This is a genomic window from Shewanella sp. GD03713 (assembly GCF_029843705.1).
In the GTDB taxonomy this organism is placed as follows: Bacteria; Pseudomonadota; Gammaproteobacteria; order Enterobacterales; family Shewanellaceae; genus Shewanella.
Genome location: NZ_JAOCIW010000001.1, coordinates 1,580,428 through 1,603,857, shown reverse-complemented (window position 1 = coordinate 1,603,857; position 23,430 = coordinate 1,580,428). Strand labels below are relative to the sequence as shown.

Genomic DNA, 23,430 nt, shown 5'->3' with positions numbered 1-23,430 from the left:
AGCTAGAACGCAGCGATTCTAGATTCTAGAGCAAGCATGTCAGCGTCCTAGATTCTTACATCGGTGGTCACTCAAAATGAAAAGAGTTACTAAGACATGAACCCAGATATCCAAATTATTCGCTATCAAGACTGTGAATCGAGTTTATGGAAAAACGGCGGCGGTAGTACTAAACAACTGTTAATATCGCCAAAGGATGCTGACCTAACTAACTTTGATTATAGGATCAGCATTGCCACCATTTCGAGCAACGGCCCCTTCTCACCATTTCCTGGCATCGATAGACAGTTGTGTATCTTGGAAGGCGAAGGCGTAAAGCTGATGATGTCTAACAATGCGGCTAAATCAAGCGAGTTAGTACTCCGCCCAAACCAACCTGCATTTTGTTTTAGCGGCGAAACTCAGATTGAAAGCCAACTCTTAGATAAACAAATTATCGACTTAAATGTGATGATCAAACGCGGCAAGTATCGCGCGCATATTGAGCGGCTAGAGTTGAATGGCTCGTTAAACCTTACGTCCTATGAAACCAGCCATGACGATAAGGTTTATCAAACAAAAAAACTTTACAACAACGAGTTGCAACAATGGCTACTTTGCCTTGAACCAATGTGCTTAGTTTATCAAGATCAAATGATCCAACTTAAGCGTTACGACATGGTGCAATACCCACAAGTCCAAAATTCAGCAGCACAATCGCCAGAAATACGGCTCTTAGAAGTAATAACTCCCGAAGCAAACCGTTCAAACAAGGGACAATCAACAATTAAGCAAACCAAAGCAGACAACCAGCATCCACTAAACCATACACAAAGCCAGGTGCTGCGTATCGTTATAGAATGCATAAAAGGATCTAGGTTCTAGAGCCACGAAGTGGCGTTCTAGAAGCCGTAGGCTGTCCTAGCAGTTACGAAGCAACGCCCTAGATTCTAGACATGATGTTCGAGGATGAACTTGCGCACGCACTAAGCACTCGCTTAAAGATGTTGCTGGTTAATAATCCACTCCACCGTCTTTCTGAGACCTGACTCAAAAGACTCTTGCGCTCTCCAACCTAATTCACGTTGAATTTTACTGGCATCAATAGCATAGCGTACATCATGGCCAGGCCTGTCAACGACATACTGAATTAAATCAGCAAACCCCGCACTACCCATTGCAAGAGATTGCGGATGAGTAGGCACTAACTCCTCTAATAAGGCGCAAATTTGCCGCACAACCGTCAAATTAGTTTGCTCACAGGAACCACCAATATTATAGGTTTGCCCAAGCTCCCCCTGAGTCGCAACTAAATAGAGCGCCTTAACGTGGTCATCCACATACAACCAATCACGCACTTGCTGACCATTACCATAAATTGGCAACGGTTTACCCTGTAACGCATTGGTGACCATTAGGGGAATGAGCTTTTCAGGGTATTGAAAAGGGCCATAGTTATTGGAGCAGTTGGTCATCACTATCGGTAAAGCATAAGTTCGATGCCAAGCACGAACCAAATGATCCGCTGAAGCTTTACTTGCTGAATAAGGCGAGCTCGGATCATAAGCTGAGGTTTCACTAAACAATCCAGTTTCGGTCAGTGAACCAAAAACCTCATCGGTAGAAACATGATGAAATCTAAATAACCCTTTTCGCGTATCCGCTAATTGCTGCCAATATCGGCGCGAAGCTTCTAACAACGTATAGGTGCCCACAATGTTGGTTTGGATAAATGCAGCGGGTCCTTCAATTGAGCGATCAACATGACTTTCAGCCGCTAAATGCATTACCACATCGGGCTGATGAGCCTGAAAGACTTGCTCTAATGTCGCTCCATCACAAATATCCGCCTGTATGAAATGATAGCGCTCACTATCGGCAATAGCCGCTAAAGCCTCAGGATGACTGGCATAGGTTAACTTATCGAGATTGATCACGATGCACATCGTTTGCTCAATCAGCATTCGCACTAATGCAGATCCAATAAACCCTGCACCACCGGTAATGAGTATTCGCATATCGCCTATCCCAAAGCAAAAGGTTAGAAAAATAAAAGGCCCGAAAGTATACAACTTTACCAGCAGAGCGACGTGACCTTTTTAAGTATGAGGAGCAAGAGAAATACAAGCTGTGCAGGGCGAAGCGAACACTGAGGCGAATGCGCACAATAGCTTGTGCCATTGATTAACGATAAACATCACGCTTAGATCACCCAAAGGAGTTAACGATTCAGGCATTGTTCTGAAGCAGGTCTGGGCTAGTACACGTTAGTCGATAATTCACCTTTCACAACGGGGTATCAGTTGTTAATGGTTCACACTCTTGCGACTTTATGTGTATATGAACCAGCAAAAGAACCCCTTCAAGAACAAACTACAGGCTTGAATTGGAGCTGAGAAGATTGAAACGATCTCTATGAATCACACACTTTATTTATGGCAATCCCCCTTAGTAGTTCTATATCACATTTTGATATGAACCAAACGCTAAACTACACCATTTGCAGGTATCATTTGCTAATAACCATATTGACTAACTGGTTGCCAGTGTTTCTTAACATCATTCTCAATAAACTTTTGTTTTTCTTTAATTAAATCGGCCTCTACTAACCCTATCGCTTGATGGGCCTTTTCTTTAGTGCTGATATCTGGATAGCTAACTTGGGTCACGTTAAGTTGCTTCAATATTCCAGCCAGCAGATGACGTGCTTCGCTCGCTTGTTCGATGGCTTTATCTAAAAGCTGCTTACCTTCCTCTGGATTATGTGCATACAAACCATGTGAAGACATCGCGAAGTCCCACCGCCACTGACTGTGGCGTATCGCCATAATAGGCTCATTCATGTTCTCCCATTTAGCACCAGCATCCCATGCAGCTTTGGCTTCATAGTGGGCTTTGACGAGCAGAGCTTCAACTTCGCGGGCTTTGGTCTCAATCGTTAATTTATTAGCCGCTAGCTTGGTTTCAATTTTGGTTTTACTGCTATGGCAGCTACTGCAGCTATTATCAAAGTGCGGTAAAGCTTTATCAACTTTATGGCTAGTAAATTCAACACCTTTTGCATCCTGCTGGGTTGGCATATGACAGGTAATACAAGTAACACCGACTTCGGCATGTTTACTGCGACTCCAGTGTTCAAACTCAGGATGCCGTGCTTTGAGTATCGGCGTCTTTGAAAGAGGATGGATCCATTCGAAGAAGCGGCGAGTATCATAGTATTTTTCAATATCATCAGCGGTATTGCCAAATATCCAAGGAATGTTAACAACATTACTTTTTTCCGGACGGAAATAGTAAGTGACATGACATTGACCACAAACCTGCGCACCTTGCATATTAATATCTTGTTTATCGAATGGCAGGTGAATTTTAGCCATCGCGTCTTGCGCATGAGGGCGAGGTAAGGCTAATTTCTGAGTGCCAGATTCATGGCAATCGCTACAATACACAACGCTTTGAATTTCTTTACCAAGATCCGTAAAGTTTTTGGCGGAGTATCCTTCAAATCCCAGTTGTTCGATTAATCTTGGAGCATCAGGCGTTTTACAGGTCCAGCAACTGGCTGATAAACCTTTATCTCCTGCTTTAGGGGGCACACCGGTACGTAAAGTATGAGCCACATCGGCAACGGCAAAATGGTGTCCCCGTGGGCTATGGTACTCTTTGGCATAGGAAGAACCCGCCCAGAGTATGATACTGGCAGGATAATTGGCGAGCATATCCTCGCGTTCAACTTGTTCGGATGTAGCTTGCCAAGATTGATATTGGTTAGGATATTTTTGTTGATTGTTATTATCGGAAGCCGCAACAGCTGTACATATCGCAATAGAAGATAAACCAATAAATTTAAGTAATGCCGCTGTTTTTAAAGAATTTTTCATTTTATATCCTTTTTCCATAATATCACTATTAACCTGGGCGCCCATCAATACGGGGTCGGGTGAGTATTGGTAAGTAGTGCCATACAAATAGTGCAAATGCGATAAACCAACAACTAGCCGCTACCCATAACCAGACTTGAGTATGCGCGGGAAACCAAATAGCCATCAGAGCCCTGAACACCGCAGCTAACGGTAGGCAAATAAAAGCTAACATCATCTTAGGGCCTTCATAAATATTTCTACTTGTGTGCCCGAGTGACACTCTAGAGATCATCGAAAGACAGAGCGTTGCCATACAACCAATAGCAAATAGATGAAGCAAACTGCGATAAGCATATTCATTATCAAGATACCAACTCATAGATAATAAGCTGATTGGTAGCATTAAATAGGCAATATGCAAAGACCACAACATGGGTTCTTTCAGTGTTTTATGGGGTAGCCAGCGTGCAAATCGGACAAGCTGCAAAAGCCCGGCAATCAACAATAAGCCTCGTTCAACTTCAAGAGGGATGAAATGAATGAGTGATTGAATAACAAGCAAGATCATAGTCACGATCAGTGGGTACTCAATCCAAGTTAAGGGTTCAGCTTTGGTTGCCTTAATGCGCATAGCAGTAAAAAATGGAATGACACGCCCACCAACAATTGTGATAAGTAAGGCTAACCACCATAACATAGCCTGCCAAATTTGATTGGCAAGGATGAAGTCACGTTCAAATAGAGCATAATAGCTGATGTTGTTAATCACGAGAGCAACAAACAACATAATTGGAAAACCAATATTACGCCATTGCTTAACCTTATAAATACAGCGCCATAGGGTAAGGCTTGCCAAGCCAAGAAACAATGAATCAAACAATGCAGGTAAGATGAGTGGAATTTGAATAGGGAGTAAAAGTAATAATCTTGCCAGTAACCAACAACTAAAGGTCAATGCAAGTGGCCATCCCTTTAATGTGGATTGATTTGTCCAATTTTGAACAGCAGTAAGTAAAAAACCACAGACAATTGCGATTGCAAAACCGAACAACATTTCATGTGGATGCCACCATAGGGGCAATACTTTACTCCAAAAAGACGAAGGAAAAAAACTATATTGAGGAGTAAACCAAGTTATTAACCACAAAGGGATATATAATGCAGCTACTATTGCTCCCCCAAGAAAAAAAGGTCTAAAGCCAAGTCGCCATAACGCATGAGTTCGTTCGGTTTGTGTAGGATCATCAATATTTAGCATAGTTTTCAGCCTAGAAGCAGACGACATGTAAGATTCATTAATTATACACCTTATATTAAGCTGTTATGACCTTCAATTCAAACCAATCTTGACCTACTCCCGCCACTAAACCAAAGGTTGTAGTGGGGGAATCTTTGCGACCCGTGCAATCAAATTGATTACACCTTTCGATGCCACACTTGCACTGACAAGTATTGTGGCACAGGAACTCTTTACACAACACTAAGTCCTAGTGCATCAGCTAAAGCGAAATTACGGATGTTCAGGCTTGCATTAATGTCACGATCTCTCACAAGCTGACAGCTTGGACACTCCCATGATCTCACGCTTAACGGTAGCTTTTCCATCTTGTAGCCACAGTTAGAACAAGTTTTTGAACTTGGCATAAATCGACCAATTTTCAAAATATTCTTGCCGTACCATTGAGCCTTATATTCCAACAATGTTAGGAACTGTCCCCACGCAACATCCGAAATGGATTTCGCAAGTTTACTATTCTTAACCATGTTTTTAATGCCTAAATCCTCTACTGCATACGTGGTCGCTTGGTTTTCACAGATCAAGTGATGCGTTAGTTTGTGATTTAGGTCTAAGCGTTGTAGACGTACCTTTTCATGGATGCGTGCAACATTTAATTTCTGACGTTGATAGTTCTTGGATTCTTTTTTCTTTCGAGCAAATATCTTTTGCTGAACTGCTAATCGCTTTTGAGATTGGCGTAAATAGCGAGGGTTTTCAATTTTTTGACCATCAGATTGAATCAGTAAGTGATTTAAGCCTAAATCAATACCAATGGTTTTATTCGCTTCAATCGTGGAAGGTATTACTTTGGTTAGATTGGTTTCCACTAGGATTGATGCGTAGTATTTTCCTGTTGCTGTTTTACTAATGGTGACAGTTTTAATCTTTCCATCAAACTGACGACTAAATACAGCCCTGATACCTTTTAATTTGGGTAGATTGAGTAAACCTTTTTCAAAGTCTACATTGCAATGTTGAGGGCATTGGTATGAGCGCTGCGGTATTTTTTTAGATTTGAATTTTGGGAACTTTGCTCGACCTTTGAAGAAGTTTCCAAAGGCGTTATAGACATGCAGCAATCCACTAAGTAGGGATTGACTATTCACTTCATTGGTAAGCGTTCATTTTAGGACGTATTGACGCCTTGCAGATTTCTGCCAACCAACCTGACTAAACGTCTTTCATGATCTGTACCAGTCCTGGTGGCATTTTCCACTGGCGATTATCGTCACTGACCACCACCACCGATTTCTTGTTAATTTTGATGACCACGCCGAATACCTGCCCCTCTTTGGCCTTGAAGTGCACTTTTTGGCCTAAGCGTAACTGACTCAGGACATTAATATCGTTTTGCAAACGCAAGTACTCAATCCGTTTCCAGATAAGCTCGTTCAGCTCGTGTAATTCGTCTAAGGTTAGGTCTTCTATGCGCATATCGCCTCCGTCTGGAGGCTATTCTACCGAAGTGGCGGGTAAAGCAAAGAGGTCAGAGCGTAGCGGGTTGTCAGCGAACTTGGTTTTCCAATACTGTGGCGTCAGTTCGTGTACCTGGCTGGCAGGATGTTGGCTGATGCGCAGCAGTACATCGGTTAAATAGTCGTTCACGTTGATATCGTGCAAGCGGCAGGTCACTATCAGGCTTTGGATAACGCCGACATGCTCTGCACCGATTTCGGTCCAACAGAACAGCCAATTTTTTCGACCCATTGGAATGGACCTGAGCGCCCGCTCCAGATGGTTCGTATCCAGCGGCACATCAGGGGCTTCCAGGAAGACGCGCAGTGCCATTTCTTTGCTTTGTACATAGCCAATCGCTTTATAGAGGGGGTCTTTGGGCAGCAGCGTCAGGTTATGCAGGATGTCATCACACCACTGGAAGAAGCGGTCCACCACCGGTTTACTGTGGGTAAGCCGGTATTGGCGTTTTTTGTCATCAGTGAGCTTTTGGCGTTGGATAGTCTCTTCTATTTCATACAGCTTAGCGATTAGGCTTATCGCTTCGTTGGCCGGTTGTGGCCAGCTGTTTTCAGCTTCAATAAATTGCCGGCGACTATGCACCCAGCACTGGGCGTGGGTTAAGCCTTCATTGGCTTTGATATAACTGGCATAGGCACTGTAACCATCACTTAATAAGGTGCCTTTAAAGCGATGTTTTAATATCTCTTCGATATGCTGCCGCCCGCGGCTGGTGGAGAAGGTAAAAACAATTTCATCTTTATCGCCATACACCGGCCAGAAGTAACTTTGCTTCATTTTGCCTGGCCCAGCTTTGCCTGCTTTGATGGGCGTCTCGTCCATGGCCAGCACCTGGCTTTGTAAGATGCTGGTCAGCATCGCATCGACAATCGGATACAGTAAATCAATGCCACGTGCCACAATGGTGCCCAGCGTACTGCGGCTTAAGGTAATGCCCGCCGCAGCTAAACGCTGGTGTTGGCGATACAACGGCAAGTGATATTGGAATTTATCGACCAGCATCCCGACGATAAAGCTCACATCCGCACAGCTTTTATCCAGCACATTAAACGGCGCCTTGCTTGGCAGAATGGCTTCGCTCTCTTTGTGTTTGACGATTTGCCGGTCATAACGCAGCACTTCGAAGCTCGCCGGGCGCTGCGCTAAGCGGAAGGTGCTTTTCACACCAATCACTTCATATTTGTCCGCATCTTCCCCTTTTAGCTCATCGGGAATAAGCGTAATCACTTTGACCGGCACGTTATCGTTAAAACGTAGGCCACTGTCATTGACGCAATCATCCGGACGCTGCTTGCCTTTTCTGCGGGTGTAGGTGGTGTATTCGGTTTCACCTTCGGGCTGGGTCAGCGCGGGCACCATATCGCCCAGCAAGCTTAACTGCATACCCAATTCCAGCGCGCGCTTTTCTGACTTCTGACCAAACAACTGCTTCTCAAACCAGGCTAAGCGCTGCTTAATGCCTGCGAAGGACTGGGTCAATGTCGTGAATTTCGCTTGTAGCTCATCCCAGTTTTGCTCAAGTGTGCTGTGCTTTTGCGATAAAGTTGCATGCTGTTTTGATAAGACAGCGTGCTTTTGCGCCAATTCAGCATGTGCTTGCGCTAAGGTGTCTTTTTGCTGAAGAGCCTCAACCAAGGCTTGCAGACGCGCAATTTCACTGGTCAAATTAACCAGTGTCTCAGCATCCGTTGCCACGTTGGATGAGGGTGAAGGCTTGATTTTCATAGCGCCAATTATACAGGCTTATCAAGCGCTTGGCTGCCCATAGCGCTTCGCTTGTTTTTGACGAAGTACGGTAATTCCGTCAACGATCATTTGCAGGGTGCAGCCGGTGAGCGATTGGATCCCATTGGGGTGCGGTTTCACCGGAAACTGGCCTTGCTCTAGGCGCTTCGCCCAGACACAATAGCCTGAGCTTTCGAAGTACAACACCTTCATCTGGGTTTTACGGGCGTTGATAAACACAAAGTACTGGCCGCTTTGTGGATTATGGCAAAGCTTATTGCGTACCAGGGCACTTAAGCCGTTAAAGGATTTACGCATATCCACGGGCGTGGTGCACAGCCAGATTTTTTGGTTAGCTGCAGGGATAAACATTATTGCTGGCTAAGGGTAAGTTCAACGCCATTGCCCAGCGACAAGACAATATGCCAGCGGGTGTTGCCTTGGTGTGCAAACGCGGATAAATCGATAAACTGTGTATCTTGACGAACAGGTGCTTGCTCGGTTTGTGGAGCCAAGCGTTGCCGCCATTTGTAAAATGACATGGTACTCAGTTGATGGGTTTGGCAAAACTCAGCAATGCTCAGCTCTGATGTGTGCCATAAGTCGATTAATTGCTGCCATTGTGCAGCGTTGCGGTAAGCGCGCTTTGTCATATCACTCTCCTGTTATGGTGAGTGCACAGCTTATCGCGCGATCGTTAGTGGGGATAGGACGTCCTAAAATGGACGCTTACCTTCATTGAGCCATGAGTATTGTTCTTGCTTTTTAAGTGCCACAAGCTGATCTTGAATGTCTTTACGAGAGAGCGACTTCTTATGCTCAATATAATATTTCTGTTGAAGCGCTAAAGCCCAATTGTAAGTAAACCTAGCACAGCCAAAGTGCTTTTCAATCAACACTTTTTGCTCACCATTCGGATAAATACGATATTTATAGGCTTTCATTAAGACTTCGTTCATGCTTATAATTTATCAAATTTCTAACTTGGTGTAAATGCCATGAAATCACATCATCACTGTGTTTATAAGCTAACTTATCATTTAGTGTTAGTTACAAAATATCGAAGAAAGTGCTTCACAAATAAAATGCTTGATCGGCTAGAGGAAATTGTAAAAAAGAACTGTCAAGATTGGGAAATTACTTTGATTGAGTTCAATGGTGAAGCCGACCATATTCATTTGTTGTTAGATATGCACCCCAATATTATGCCTAGCAAATTCATTAATAATCTAAAAACTGTATCTAGCAGACTGATACGCAAAGAGTTTGGTGAAGAACTAAAACCGTATTATTGGAAACCTGTACTTTGGACTAGGGCTTATTGTTTACTTACAACGGGTGGCGCGACCATTGATGTCATTCGTGAATATATACAGAATCAAGAACGACCTGAGTAAAAAGAAAAATCGTGCTATCCATCCCCACCCAAATCAAAGATTATGGATGGGGAATTTCGCACAATTAGTTAAATTTTGGAACTAAGATCCCAAAGATGAATGTGTGAACTTGTTACAGAGAGCGAACAAAACAAACTTGACGTCCTCAAAGGGCATTATTGCATATGCATAACCAAAATGTTGCTCCATCTCGGCTTCAAGAGCTCGTTCAGAAAGCTTTTTAGGCAACTGTTTAAGGATAAGGCTTGGTGGTTGGAAAGACAGTAAAACAATGGAAGATCGTTAGTTAAGACGATCTGGGAAGGATAGCTCAAATTGCAAGCCATCCCTGAGGGTTACGAACTCGCTCTGTTTCTTGAACAGGTCTTGTGATCAAGAGACTGCCTACTGAAGTAGGTGGTTTAGGGCAGGAAACAAAAAAGGGGCTAAGCCCCTTTTGATGTCAATATCATCTAAAACTGATAACGCAGATTGAGTTGATAACTCAATAGGTCATTCGGCTCGATAGCTAGGTATTGATAACCTAAGCCCACAGACCAAGCATCACTAAATTGGTAACTAAAACGCACTCCCGCATACCAATCTGTGCCGTCTAAATCAGTCGTTATCGTGGTATTGCCCATGGTACTACCAATATCCGCTTGCCAATGGAACAAGCCAACAGGCACTTCAAAGCGCCAACCTTGATGCTGCAGCAACGTAAATCTCAAGCCCAACATCACCCCATCGGCAAGCACTGGGGTGACGGTTTTCACCAACTCATGGTATTGTTCCGGCGTTAACGTCGCGCCCTTAATCCTCGCTGTTCCTTCACCAAAATCGGCATAGCCCAGTTCTAACGCTACAATCGGTGTCCATTGATAACCTAGGCTCACCCCAAATGCGGTATCCGAGTCATCGACGTTGAGGAGCTGTCCCTCTCCCACTTGGGTATTCAACTCAGGCAGTGTTTTATCGGCCTGCGCTTGACCGATAAAACCCTCAACATACCAGTCTGTTGCCTGTGCCTGTTGCGTCACACTGAGCAATAACAGGCAGCCTAAGGCCAATCGCTGTAATTCTCGGCGACGCAATATCGCGCATGCCAAGATAAATGCCAACGCCCATAAGGTCATACTGCCTCCTCCTGACTTATTATCGATAATGACCTCTTGATAGGCTTTCACTGTGATAAGCACCTGCCCCGTCGCTTCACCACCTTGGCCATCGCTAATCCTATAGGTCACGGTATCCACACCATCGAATCCTGTTTTAGGGATATAGCGCAGTTTATTGGCTTCGATAGCCACAGTGCCCTGTTGAGCCGTCGCACTTAACAGGGTCAACGTATTACCATCCACATCGGTGTCATTACTCAGCACATCGATAAGCAAGCTGGTACGGTCATCGGTAGCGGCGCTGTCATCGACAGTCACAGGTGCCGTGTTGCCATTCACCACGATCGTCAGCTCACTGCTTGCCGTACCGCCTTTGCCATCGGTAATGCTATACACCAACACATCGGTGCCGATAAAGTCTGTCGCCGGTGTGTAGCTGAGCCGTTGATCCGCTAACACAGTGACAGTGCCAAACTCACTAATCACTTGCGTGACGCTCAAACTATCACCATCGCTATCCGTATCGTTGGCAAGCACATTGACATCGATACTTTGGTTCCAGGCAATCGCAGCCGAGTCTGGGTTGGCGACAGGCAAGTGGTTACCATTGAGCATCACAGCAACGCCACTTGGGTCGACGATAGTACGGTTAGCCACACCATCATCATCGTTAGGACCGCCGTCTTCGATGGTCAACTGCACACACCAATGGCCTTCGGTTAATCCCGGCATCCAACGGCTATCCCCCGGTGGCGGGCAGAAACCACGTTCCCCCTCAGTACTGGCAACAGTGTTGTTTGCATCAATCACAAAGTCTCGCCAGCCCGCTTGCGCATTAAACTTGCGATAGACGGCATTCGCTGGAACGGGCGAACGTTGTGGCAATACCAAGCTATAGCTTTGGCCCTGTTGTGGTAGGCCCGTCGCGATAAAGTCGAAAATACCACCGACATTGGCAGCTAAAGCATCTTCAGCCACGGCTTCAGGCTGTAGTTGCACGCCGCTCTGTCCACGGCTTAGGGCAATATTTCCCAAACGTAAACAGACGCCCGCCTGCCCTTCGGCCAAGAAGTACACCGGCTGCAATTCACCTTCAGGCATCACATTACAGTCGTTATTTGCATCCAAATAATCTGGGATGCCATCACTATCGCTGTCGATATAGCCTTCTTGAACATCGGGGATTAAATCGCCATCCGTATCGGCACTCGTTAATGCAGCTAAACTTGGACGCACTACGATGTACACTGTTTCGGTACTCGACAGCATAGGCGAACCATCATCGGTCACCGTTAGGCTCACGGGATAAATCCCCGGCGTTACCGCGGCTGGAGAGAACATCATCCCTGTCGCATCCGCTTGCAAGCTTAACGCACCGCTTGCCCACGTCAGCGTTAATGTATCTTGCTCATTGGCATCGGAGGCGGTAGCACGAATATGCACATCACCGCCATTTTGCGCGACTATCACCTGCTGTTGGCCAGCTTGAGTCACCGCTAAACTAACCTGTGGTGCAATATTGGCTTCGGTAATCACCACTTGAGTCTGCTGCTTACTACCAAGATTCAGGCTTGGGTCAAGGCTGATTAGTACCTCTTCATTCCCTTCACTCACACCATCGTTCAAGGTAGTAAAGTGGATTTCTGCCATTTGTCCTGAGGCTATCTCCACTACGCCATCAACCAAATCATGGTCGCTGCTGTCTGCCGTTCCTGACACTGTGTAAGGAATACTCAGCGGATAGCTTGGCGCCTCACCATTGAGGTGAACACTCACGGTCACTTGATTCCCTTCAGCAACAACTTGATCTTTGCTCAGCGAAATCAATGGATTGACTTTGACCTTCTGCGCTTTAATCGCCTTATTGCCCTCGCTGTCTACAGCCTGCCAATAGGCTAAGTAGTTGCCAGGAGCGAAGAACAAGCTCTTATTCACCAGCGACACGGGTAATGGATGGCCATTACGGTCAACCGCCTTGGCAAAACCGAGTTTAACCCGCGTAAACAGGCCTGTCGCATTCACTTCCACATCATCAGGGAGGGTGATCACGGGTTGATTCGCTGAATCAGCGCCTTCAATCAGCACATTCACTTTGGCGGTTGCTCGGCCTTTGTTGCCATCGCTAATGGTATAACGCAGTGCAACTGGCCCCACATAAGCCTCGGGCGCGGTAAAGTTGAGTCCATCAGCAGTGATTTGTACACTGCCAATATCCGCAGCAGCACCATCAATGCTTAAGGTGTCGCCATCGACATCCACATCGTTTGCCAACACAGCTAACGAATAGGTGTCATTTGCAGTACTGGTTAAGGTATAGCTGTCATCGACCGCCTGAGGATCATCGTTCACTGGCGTAACCGTAACGGTGACTGTGGCAGGCTCTGAGCTCAGCTCTGCATCTTTAGCGATAAAGCCAATAGAGTCAGTACCATTAAAATCCTTCTCAGGCGTGTAGAGCCAGACACTACCATGTTGCTCTAAGGTACCAGAGGCAGGTTGGGCGCTGATCTCATAGGTCAGAGGATCATTATCGGCATCCTCACCCGCAAACGTGATCATCACCGAACTGTCTTCCTCAAGAGTCACAGACTGATTAGAAGCGACAGGCGCATCGTTAACGTTCGCTACCACAATGCTGAAGCTTTGCTCTGCGGTTAAACCATCTACATCCGTGGCGCGTAGCACTACGGCATGACTGCCAACGTTAGCATTAGTTGGGGTACCGCTCAGCACGCCAGTGGCCGCATTAAAGCTCAGCCAACTTGGCAGTGTCACGGCGCTTAAGGTGACACTGTCGCCCACGTCGCTGTCGGTCGCCACCAAGGTGTAGCTATAGGCCGCATCTTGGGTAGCACTGGTTAACGCCGTTGAACTGATGGTCGGTGCGTCGTTGACGTTTGCCACCACAATCGTAAAGCTCTGGTCAATCGTCAGACCATCCACATCCGTGGCGCGTAGCACCACCTCATGACTGCCGACATTGGCGTTAGTTGGGGTACCGCTTAACACGCCCGTGGCTGCATTAAAGCTCAGCCAACTTGGCAGTGTCACGGCGCTTAAGGTGACACTGTCGCCCACGTCGCTGTCGGTCGCCACCACGGTGTAGCTATAGGCCGCATCTTGGGTAGCACTGGTTAACGCCATAGAACTGATGGTTGGTGCATCGTTGACGTTTGCCACCACAATCGTAAAGCTCTGGTCAATCGTCAGACCATCCACATCGGTAGCACGTAGCACCACCTCATGACTGCCGACATTGGCGTTAGTTGGAGTGCCACTTAACACGCCCGTGGCTGCATTAAAGCTCAGCCAGCTTGGCAGTGTCACGGCACTTAAGGTGACACTGTCGCCGACATCGCTGTCGGTCGCCACCAAGGTGTAGCTATAGGCCGCATCTTGGGTAGCACTGGTTAACGCCGTCGAGCTGATAGTCGGTGCATCATTAACGTTTGCCACCACAATGCTGAAGTTTTGCTCTGCGGTTAAGCCATCCACATCGGTGGCGCGTAGCACCACGGCATGGCTGCCCACGTTAGCATTAGTTGGGGTGCCACTTAACACGCCAGTCGCCGGATTGAAGTTCAGCCAGCTTGGCAAGGTCTCTGCGCTTAAGGTGACACTGTCGCCGACATCGCTGTCCGTCGCCACCAAGGTGTAGCTATAGGCTGCATCTTGGGTAGCACTGGTTAACGCCGTTGAACTGATGGTCGGTGCATCGTTGACGTTTGCCACCACAATCGTAAAGCTCTGGTCAATCGTCAGACCATCCACATCCGTGGCGCGTAGCACTACGGCATGACTGCCGACATTGGCGTTAGTTGGGGTACCACTCAGTACGCCTGTCGCCGGATTAAAGCTCAGCCAGCTTGGTAAGGTCTCTGCGCTTAAGGTGACACTGTCGCCGACATCGCTGTCGGTCGCCACCAAGGTGTAGCTATAGGCCGCATCTTGGGTAGCACTGGTTAACGCCGTCGAGCTGATAGTCGGTGCATCATTAACGTTTGCCACCACAATGCTGAAGTTTTGCTCTGCGGTTAAACCATCCACATCCGTGGCGCGTAGCACTACGGCATGACTGCCAACGTTAGCATTAGTTGGGGTACCGCTCAGCACGCCAGTGGCCGCATTAAAGCTCAGCCAGCTTGGTAAGGTCTCTGCGCTTAAGGTGACACTGTCGCCCACATCGCTATCCGTTGCTACCAAGGTGTAGCTATAGGCCGCATCTTGGGTAGCACTGGTTAACGCCATAGAACTGATGGTTGGTGCATCGTTGACGTTTGCCACCACAATCGTAAAGCTCTGGTCAATCGTCAGACCATCCACATCCGTGGCGCGTAGCACCACCTCATGACTGCCGACATTGGCGTTAGTTGGGGTACCGCTCAGCACGCCAGTGGCCGCATTAAAGCTCAGCCAGCTTGGCAAGGTCTCTGCGCTTAAGGTGACACTGTCGCCGACATCGCTATCCGTTGCTACCAAGGTGTAGCTATAGGCCGCATCTTGGGTAGCACTGGTTAACGCCGTTGAACTGATGGTTGGTGCATCGTTGACGTTTGCCACCACAATCGTAAAGCTCTGGTCAATCGTCAGACCATCCACATCCGTAGCGCGAAGCAATACCGCATGACTGCCCACGTTAGCATTAGTTGGGGTACCACTTAACACGCCACTGGCTGCATTAAAGCTCAGCCAACTTGGCAGTGTCACGGCACTTAAGGTGACACTGTCGCCGACATCGCTGTCGGTCGCCACCAAGGTGTAGCTATAGGCCGCATCTTGGGTAGCACTGGTTAACGCCGTCGAGCTGATAGTCGGTGCATCATTAACGTTTGCCACCACAATGCTGAAGTTTTGCTCTGCGGTTAAGCCATCCACATCGGTGGCGCGTAGCACCACGGCATGGCTGCCCACGTTAGCATTAGTTGGGGTGCCACTTAACACGCCAGTCGCCGGATTGAAGTTCAGCCAGCTTGGCAAGGTCTCTGCGCTTAAGGTGACACTGTCGCCGACATCGCTGTCCGTCGCCACCAAGGTGTAGCTATAGGCTGCATCTTGGGTGGCGCTGGTTAACGCCGTTGAACTAATGGTCGGTGCATCGTTGACGTTGGTCACTGTGATGCTGAAGCTTTGCTCTGCCGTTAAGCCGTCCGTATCCGTCACCCGCAGTGTTACTGGGTGTGCACCCACATCGGCATTGCTTGGCGTGCCACTTAACAATCCAGTGCCCGCATTGAAGCTCAACCAACTCGGTTTGGTCACGGCGCTTAAGGTTAACGTGTCGCCCACATCGCTATCCGTTGCCACCAAGGTGTAGCTATAGGCCGCATCTTGGGTGGCACTGGTTAACGCCGTTGAACTGATAGTCGGTGCATCATTAACGTTCGCTACCACAATGCTGAAGCTTTGCTCTGCGGTTAAACCATCCACATCGGTGGCGCGTAGCACTACGGCATGACTGCCAACGTTAGCATTAGTTGGGTTACCACTCAGTACACCCGTGGCCGCATTAAAGCTCAGCCAGCTTGGCAGTGTCACGGCACTTAAGGTGACACTGTCGCCGACATCGCTATCCGTTGCTACCAAGGTGTAGCTATAGGCTGCATCTTGGGTAGCACTGGTTAACGCCGTTGAACTGATGGTCGGTGCGTCGTTGACGTTTGCCACCACAATCGTAAAGCTCTGGTCAATCGTCAGACCATCCACATCCGTAGCGCGTAGCACTACGGCATGACTGCCAACGTTAGCATTAGTTGGGGTACCGCTCAGCACGCCAGTGGCCGCATTAAAGCTCAGCCAGCTTGGCAGTGTCACGGCACTTAAGGTGACACTGTCGCCGACATCGCTGTCCGTCGCCACCAAGGTGTAGCTATAGGCTGCATCTTGGGTGGCGCTGGTTAACGCCGTTGAACTAATGGTCGGTGCATCGTTGACGTTGGTCACTGTGATGCTGAAGCTTTGCTCTGCCGTTAAGCCGTCCGTATCCGTCACCCGCAGTGTTACTGGGTGTGCACCCACATCGGCATTGCTTGGCGTGCCACTTAACAATCCAGTGCCCGCATTGAAGCTCAACCAACTCGGTTTGGTCACGGCGCTTAAGGTTAACGTGTCGCCCACATCGGTATCACTCGCCGCAAAGCTGTAGCTGTACGCGGTATCCTGAGTGGCAGCTGTGATGGCCGTTGAACTAATCGTCGGCGCATCGTTGACGTTGGTGACCGTGAGATTGAAAGCAGGCAGGCTCGCACTGAGCACTCCATCATTCACACTGATCACTATTGCCGTCGTCACACCGACATCCGCATTCGTTGGCGTACCGCTTAATTCCCCTGTTGCCGTATTAAAGCTCGCCCATGCAGGTCGATTCGTAATGTCAAAGAGCAGACTATTACCATCCGCATCTGCACCTGTTGGCACAAAGCTATAAGGTGCACCTTGAGCCACATTCGTCGCGGGTATTCCCAAAATTGTCGGAGCACTATTCACCACAACCTCGAAGGTTTGAGTACTAGTATTACCCGCACCATCTTCGAGCGTCAGGGTGATGGTACTGGTACCCGAGCCAAGCGCAGTCACAGTCACACTTCTGTCGGCATTGCTTCCTGCTAATACAACATCCGCCAGTGGAACCACTGTGGTCTCCGAACTCGCTGGCGTCACAAGAATATCCGTCACAGCGGTTACATCATCGGCAATAGTAAACGCGAGCGTAGATGAACTCTCGCCAGGTTGAATGTTTTGATTATCAATTACTGAGGAAGTGGGCGCGCTCGTATCAATAGTCACAGATAGGGCGCTCGATGCGACACTGCTATTTCCTGCGATATCAGTAGCAACCGCCGTGATGCTATGGGTGCCCGCACTCACGTTGGTCGCACTGACACTCCAATCACCACTGCCATCCGCATTGACAGTGCCAAGCTCACCATCAAGTTGGCTGCTAAGGACGACACTGGCACCAGCCTCTGCAGTCCCCGTCAACACGAGTGTTGTATTCTTGGTGATGTTATCCGCGGAACTCGTCCCCGAATCGCTTGCTGCATCCAGATCTGGCGTAGATGGAACAGCTGGCGCCGTTGAGTCTTGAGTAATAGTGGGGACATTCTGGGGTGCGGAAACATTGCTCGCTGCATCGCTGGCAATCACAACGAAATTATTGCCGCTGTCCGTCGATAATGAGGCACTCAGAGTCCAAGTGCCCGCGACCACTATAGTGTCATCCAACACAGTCGCGTTATCGGCAACACCGTCATTATCCACATCGGCATAGAGGCTGATTGTCACCCCATCGTCAGGGTGCGTTCCGCTGATCAATGTCGTTGCCAGATTGGTACTTATAGTGCCAGCAGGCGCAGTAACAATAGGATCGACGGGGGCAGTCGTATCGACAATTACATTGACACTGTCCCACTGGCTATAGCTTAAATCGGCATCGTTGCTGCCCGTATCCCGCATGGTGTCACCATTAAGCACTATGCCATTAGCATCGACAATTAAACCACTCGCCCCCGTGTTATCGCCCGCTTGGACCGTATATCTATATGTCAGAACACCACTCGCCGCTGACACAAATACCGCTTGACGAGCCACGCCATCGATATCGAGCGACAGTGTAGAAAGTGTGCCAGAAACCACCACATCCTCGGTCAGTGTAAGCGTGATATCGATAGCACTGCCGACGCCATAATGACCATCGTTAACATTAACCACATTCACAGTTGGAATGACAGCATCCTTCGATATGGTATCGGTTACTGCTGGGCTAGAAATATTACCCGCCGCATCAGTCAGGGTCAGGCTCACGGTCAGAGTGCCATCCCCTAAACCGCTCACATCTATATTGGTGATCTGTTGTGACGCACTTGCGACTGCAATAGATCCTGTGACAGGCGTGCCCGTACTGCCGGTAATAGTGTAATTTGCACTGGTTCCCACCTCAGCACTCGCTAAGGTCAAGCTAATCATGCCTTGATTTGCCTGGGTGACCGATGCCTGATCAAAACTGACGCTAGCAATAGTCGGCGCATCCGTATCGACCGAGTGTGCAGCACCTGCACTATAGGCTCCGAGAGCATTACCCGCATCATCGGTGATATCACTCGATACATGGCCCACCTTCAGACTACCCGTACCCGAAATAGCATTAACAGTCACAGCAACGCCAGCACCTGAACTGGCTGAAATATTCGAAATAGAGCCGGATGCTGTGCCTGTGCTCACCAAGGCAAAATCATCCGTCGTCAGACTATTCACAGATTCACTAAAGGCGAGGTTGAATATCACACTGACATCCGCAGCAGAGGCCCCCCCAGTGGGGGCCGAACTGGTTATCGTGGGAGTTTGCGTATCGAGCGTAAGCGCAAGTGCCGTCGATGCCGCGCCAGTATTGCCAGCGACATCGGTCGCAGTGGCCGTAATGTTATGCGCTGAATTACTGGTTAATAGCGGCGTGGTAAATGACCAATTTCCAGCACCATCAGCAGTTGTATTCCCCAATGCGTCATCGATGCTGCTCGTGAGCGTCACTGTGCTATTCGCCTCTGCGCTGCCAGTGAATGTCGGAGTAGTATCGTTGGTTACATTATCTGTGCTGCTGATTCCCGAATCAGAACCTGCGGCAAGATCGAGCCCCGAAGGGGCTAAAGGTGGATCACGATCGACGGCATGGCTTGCGCCACCGGTATAAGTGGCGGTATAGCCATTAGTGCCATTACCATTACCGGCAGTATCTTGGATATTAGTATTCGCGTTGACATCGAGTCTCAGACTACCCGTGCCACTCACAGTATTCACAGTCACATCAACACTGGTGCCGGATGCAGCAGAAACGCTGGCAATACTGCCACTTGCCGAACCTGTTGCCGTAAGAGCAAAATCATCGATAGAGAAATTGCTCGCCACCTCATCTAAACTCACACTAAACACGAGACTAGCGGCGTTCGCTGCGGGTAAGCCCGATACCACCACGCCAGTAACAACTGGTGGAGTCACATCGGCAACGGTGAAGTTCCAATCGGTTTTATTGCTAATCCCAGCGTAAATGTTACCCGCCAAGTCAGTAATAGCCCCATTGGCGATTTGAATATAATAACTGGTGTTTTCAACTAGATTAGCGGTTGGGTTAATAGTCAACATGTCACCATCTGTACTTAACTGTCCCGCATGTGCAGTCACATCAATGGTCGCTACGGCCAGATCATCGGCGTCGTAGATCACTATAATGCCGGTACCGAGTTGAATATCTTCATTCATAGTCAGCACAAAATTAGCACCAACTGCCACCCCAACATCGCCATCGACAGGATTCAAGCTCTGCACTGTCGGTGCGGCAGTATCTACGAGAATTGCGATAGTTGAACCAACCGAGTGCAACGTGAGCACTAAATCATTACCCGCACCGTCAAGTAAGGCTCCTCCGTTGGCATCAATGCTAGATGCCAAGGCAATACCGTCGGTATCGTTATCACCAACCTGTACTGTGTAGCTAAAGACTAGATTAGTGGTTCCAGAGCCACTGATATATGTGGCATAACGGGTGGTTCCGCCAATAGTTACGGCGATACGCGGCGTCCCCCCGCCCGTATTCACAGTCACATTTTCAGTGCTGCTCACCGTAAAACTCAAGGTTTCCCCAACCACATACGTATCATTTGCGGGGACAGTAACACTACTCACAGTTGGCGCTATCGCATCCACTAATACGGCCGTGGTATTACCGACCGAATTTAAGGCTGAGTTCAGAGTATTACCCAGACTATCCTTTAAGATGCCACCATTGGTTTCTATCAACCCCGCGACTGCTATTCCATCGGTATCGAGATCACCACTATGCACTGTGTAGCGGAAAGTCAGTGCGTTGCTGCCGGAGCCGGAAAGATAACTGGCATACACAGTGGCAGAGCCTATCGTCAAGGTAAGCTGCGGCGTGCCACCCCCAGTATTCACGGTAATCGCCTCTGTGGTATTGACGGTAAAATCGAGGTTTTGCCCTACAATATAAGTCGCATTGGCCGGAACACCGACACTGGCCACCGCTGGTAGCACATTATCCACAACGGCATTGCTGCTGTCGGCCTGGGTTCTGGTATTGCCGGCATTATCCGTTACGGTGACCGACACATTACGATTAGAGGAATTAATGGCACCGGCAACCAAGGTATAAGTGGCGGTCCAAGTACCGCTGCTATTGGTGGCAGCCACGGCCACACCGCCGCCGAATTGGCTGAAGTCAACCGTCACTGCACTGATGATATCGCTGTTGTTATCGCCGCCTGCGGTGTTGTTCCATGTCGCGGTGACAGTATCGCCGACAATATAGGCACCACCAGTACCCGTGGCGCCACTGATACTGATATTGCCATCCGTCAGTGTAGGCGCAGCCGAATCCACTATCGCGTTTGTGGTATCTGTCGTAGTGGTTGCGTTGCCAGCATTGTCCGTCGCAGTGACCGATACATTGCGATTGGTCGCATCGATGGCGCCCGAGATTAGCGTATAAGTTGCCGTCCAAGTGCCACTACTATTGCTCGCCGCCACCGCAGCACCGCCACCAAAAGCTGAAAAGTCCACAGTAGCAATGCTGATAATATCCGTGTTGTTCTCACCACCTGCGGTATTATTCCAGCTGACTGTTACAGTATCGCCGATAATGTAGGTACCACCAGCGCCGGTACCGCCGGAAATGCTGATATTGGCATCACTCACTGTCGGCGCGACGTTATCGACAGTCGCATTGGTGGTATCAGCGGTAGTCGTAGAGCCATCAGCATTGCTGGCGGTGATACTGACATTGCGGTTGGTGGCATCAATAGCACCTGCAGTTACGGTATAGGTGGCTGTCCAACTGCTTGCGCTATTGGTTGCAGCTACGGCAGCTCCACCGCCAAACTGGGAAAAGTCTGCGATAACGCCGGTAATGCTGGCGTTATTATCACCGCCAGCGGTATTGTTCCAGGTGGCGCTGATGGTATCGCCAATTTTATAAGTACCGCCGGTACCGCTGGCACCGGAAATACTGATATTGCCATCGGTTACCGTTGGGGACATATTTACGGTGTGAACAGCACCCGAAGAATAAGCCGCTACATAACCATTGTTGTTATTACCATTACCTGCTGCATCAACAATATTGGTACTACTCTTTAAATCCAAACGCAGAGTACCCGCGCCGGAAATACCATTAACAGTCACGTTTACGGGAGAGCCAGACGAAGCACTAACCGAACTAATGGTGCCGTTTGCTGTACCTGTTGTAGTCAGCTGAAAATCGTCAGCACTTATATTGTTAGCAGCCTCATCAAAGGCCACTACATAGGTAACAGAACTTGCATTAGCGGCAGGTGATCCCGATAAAGTGATTGAACTAACACTCGGCGGGGTGATATCAAGACCTTTTATGTCATCGAGCGTGACTGATTTAAAAACAAAATATTTGTCATTTGGCGCCCCCCCCGTATAACTGATAACAAATCGCTTTAAATCGTAATTGCTACCAAAAGTCGCACTCAAATCAAAGGTATCTGTATCGTTAGTGTTATAACAGGGAACTGTAGTAACACTAATATTAGTTGAGCCAATGTTGGAGTCAGCACTGTTGTAACCAATAATTGTTAAATTAACCGTATCTTCTACAACCTGGTAACTCTGTACGCAAAGTTTTATTGAATGAAGCTCAAAAGTGCTCGTAATCGATGGATTAGCCGCGATTTGCAATCTGGCACCAAAATAATCCCCGATACCATTAAGCGCATTCATCGCTCCGTCCGTACCTGTATTATTAAAATTGGTTACAGTGCCATCTGGGCTGGTAAAACGAATCTTATTGTCCGGTGACACCATCTCAGCAACATTGTATAAGTAACTCATATCCGCCGGACGGTAAACTGTAGGAGCCAGAACGTCATTGAAATCTGCTAAAGCCTTATCGGTAAAGGCCAGTTCAGTTTCAATATGACCGCGCTGAATTTCTAAGTTCCAGTCACCATGTTGCCGTGAATCTCCGGTTAAATTGTTTGATGCAGCCACATCCAGATGAGTGTTGTGCTGAACTATATCCAGCAACTCCTCACCAGCAGCATTTGCCGCTAACTCACAACCGTAAAACAACAGGTCACCACCTTCGCGTACTGCACCATTTAAGGCAGCGAAAACCTCCACTTCTTTCTTGATATTCTCGGCAGTGATATGAGAGTTACCGAGTAACAAGGCTCCCTCTTGCGCATGGGATACAATGTGAATTGCAGTAAGGTCATGATATTTAGCGAGAATAGTCTTTAGTTGACGTACCCCAGATTGGCTCGAATCGATTTCAACAATATCAATCCCGGGTTTAAGGCCACGATAAAAGAGTTGTTTGTCCGGTACAGCAGAATCAATAACCACCAACTCCTTAACGAGGTAGGCACCAATTATATCTAGGTCGTTAGCCTTTTCAGGCGCTAATCCGCGTAGCACCTTTGAATATGCAGCAGTGGTTACTGGAAGTGGGTTTCCTTGAGCCGTAGCCGAAAGATACGAACGTGAATAACCAGAAGAAAGCTGCACGGGCGCGCCATAAAGCCCAAAGGGAAGCAACAGAGAAGACAACCCGGTAAGAATTTTGTTTGCCATAGTACTCT

The 23,430-nt window shown here is 48.2% G+C and carries 12 protein-coding genes; 2 read left to right on the top strand and 10 right to left on the bottom strand.

What is annotated here, in order from left to right:
- Window positions 1-96: 96 nt before the first annotated feature.
- Window positions 97-864, top strand: coding sequence for a HutD family protein (locus N5E87_RS07205; RefSeq protein WP_279775230.1), 768 nt, complete (start codon window positions 97-99; stop codon window positions 862-864).
- Window positions 865-977: 113 nt separating this feature from the next.
- Here the strand turns inward: N5E87_RS07205 and rfbB are convergent, their stop codons facing one another.
- From rfbB to N5E87_RS07160, 9 genes are all read right to left on the bottom strand, one after another.
- Window positions 978-1,997, bottom strand: coding sequence for a dTDP-glucose 4,6-dehydratase (gene rfbB / locus N5E87_RS07200; RefSeq protein ID WP_279775844.1), 1,020 nt, complete (start codon window positions 1,995-1,997; stop codon window positions 978-980).
- A 498-nt stretch (window positions 1,998-2,495) separates the two neighbouring features.
- Window positions 2,496-3,905 carry an ammonia-forming cytochrome c nitrite reductase subunit c552 gene (locus N5E87_RS07195; RefSeq protein WP_279775843.1) on the bottom strand — a complete coding sequence of 470 codons (1,410 nt, stop codon included), beginning with the start codon at window positions 3,903-3,905 and terminating at the stop codon, window positions 2,496-2,498.
- On the bottom strand, window positions 3,889-5,100 hold the full coding sequence (locus N5E87_RS07190; RefSeq protein WP_279775228.1) for an NnrS family protein: 1,212 nt from the start codon (window positions 5,098-5,100) through the stop codon (window positions 3,889-3,891). The genes N5E87_RS07195 and N5E87_RS07190 overlap by 17 nt, the downstream gene beginning before the upstream one ends.
- Window positions 5,101-5,312: 212 nt before the next feature.
- Complete coding sequence (locus tag N5E87_RS07185) at window positions 5,313-6,227, bottom strand: RNA-guided endonuclease TnpB family protein (protein WP_279775227.1); 915 nt, start codon at window positions 6,225-6,227, stop codon at window positions 5,313-5,315.
- Between the two features lie 64 nt (window positions 6,228-6,291).
- Entirely contained in the window at window positions 6,292-6,555 is a 264-nt protein-coding gene (locus tag N5E87_RS07180; protein WP_279774985.1) for a transposase, read from the bottom strand.
- 18 nt (window positions 6,556-6,573) lie between these two features.
- Window positions 6,574-8,322, bottom strand: coding sequence for an IS66 family transposase (locus tag N5E87_RS07175; RefSeq protein ID WP_279774986.1), 1,749 nt, complete (start codon window positions 8,320-8,322; stop codon window positions 6,574-6,576).
- A gap of 21 nt (window positions 8,323-8,343) precedes the next feature.
- Window positions 8,344-8,694, bottom strand: a complete 351-nt coding sequence (gene tnpB, locus N5E87_RS07170) for an IS66 family insertion sequence element accessory protein TnpB (protein WP_253990070.1) — start codon at window positions 8,692-8,694, stop codon at window positions 8,344-8,346.
- On the bottom strand, window positions 8,694-8,975 hold the full coding sequence (locus tag N5E87_RS07165; protein ID WP_253990071.1) for an IS66 family insertion sequence element accessory protein TnpB: 282 nt from the start codon (window positions 8,973-8,975) through the stop codon (window positions 8,694-8,696). The genes tnpB and N5E87_RS07165 overlap by 1 nt, the downstream gene beginning before the upstream one ends.
- A gap of 63 nt (window positions 8,976-9,038) precedes the next feature.
- On the bottom strand, window positions 9,039-9,266 hold the full coding sequence (locus N5E87_RS07160) for a helix-turn-helix domain-containing protein (RefSeq protein ID WP_279775226.1): 228 nt from the start codon (window positions 9,264-9,266) through the stop codon (window positions 9,039-9,041).
- A gap of 54 nt (window positions 9,267-9,320) precedes the next feature.
- On the opposite strand from N5E87_RS07160, the gene tnpA reads away from it, so the two are divergent.
- Window positions 9,321-9,719, top strand: a complete 399-nt coding sequence (gene tnpA, locus N5E87_RS07155; RefSeq protein ID WP_279775225.1) for an IS200/IS605 family transposase — start codon at window positions 9,321-9,323, stop codon at window positions 9,717-9,719.
- A 452-nt stretch (window positions 9,720-10,171) separates the two neighbouring features.
- Here tnpA and N5E87_RS07150 read toward each other — a convergent pair whose 3' ends face one another.
- Window positions 10,172-23,422: a putative Ig domain-containing protein gene (locus tag N5E87_RS07150; protein ID WP_279775224.1), complete on the bottom strand. Its 13,251-nt coding sequence runs from the start codon at window positions 23,420-23,422 to the stop codon at window positions 10,172-10,174.
- Window positions 23,423-23,430: the final 8 nt, after the last annotated feature.